This window comes from Caballeronia humi (genome assembly GCF_001544475.1).
Taxonomy (GTDB): domain Bacteria; phylum Pseudomonadota; class Gammaproteobacteria; order Burkholderiales; family Burkholderiaceae; genus Caballeronia; species Caballeronia humi.
Map to the genome: position 1 here is coordinate 1 of NZ_FCNW02000252.1, position 583 is coordinate 583.

Below are 583 nucleotides of genomic sequence, written 5' to 3' on the forward strand. Positions count from 1 at the left end.
ACGCCCATCTCTGGGCAGTGAAGGCAATAGGCAAGGGTCGCGGTCGATCCAGCCAGCAAGCCGCCTGCTGCGCCTGTCAAGGTCAGCCTCGTCGGCGAGAGCCCCTTCAACGCCCAGAAAACGCCAACGAAACCTGGGATCGATAGGATCGTGATATTGAACGGACAAACGCGCCAAGTCTTGCCTAGCACGATCGCGAGCCGCTCATCGGGTTGCGCGCTGGCGAGCACATAGAGCGCGCCAAGCCAGACAATCGCCACCGGTACCCCAATCGCCAACCAACTACCACGCACCGTGATGCCGGGTCTCGCGAGCCGCACCGTCATGCGCAGGGAGGCCAACATCAGCGCAAGCGGCAGCGCGATCTTCGCCCAGAATATGGGCGTGTGCGCGACCTGCGCGAGATCGTGGCGCACCCCGAGGATCGTCGCAACCAGTAGGGTTGCGCCCGCTGCTCCGGCGAGCACCGCGATGCAGAACCGTTTGGCGAGCATGCGCCGATCTACCGGCGTCACGCCCGTAGCGAGCATCGAAATCAGGTCATCGGTTTTCATCGTGTTCCTCGAATCTTTGCAGCGAGCGC

At 63.1% G+C, this 583-nt stretch carries 1 protein-coding gene; it reads right to left on the minus strand.

Annotated features, from left to right (window positions below):
- Positions 1 to 554 (minus strand): DUF1109 domain-containing protein (locus AWB65_RS35290; protein ID WP_087671292.1); only part of this gene is annotated, 554 nt, incomplete at its 3' end.
- Positions 555 to 583 lie beyond the last annotated feature (29 nt).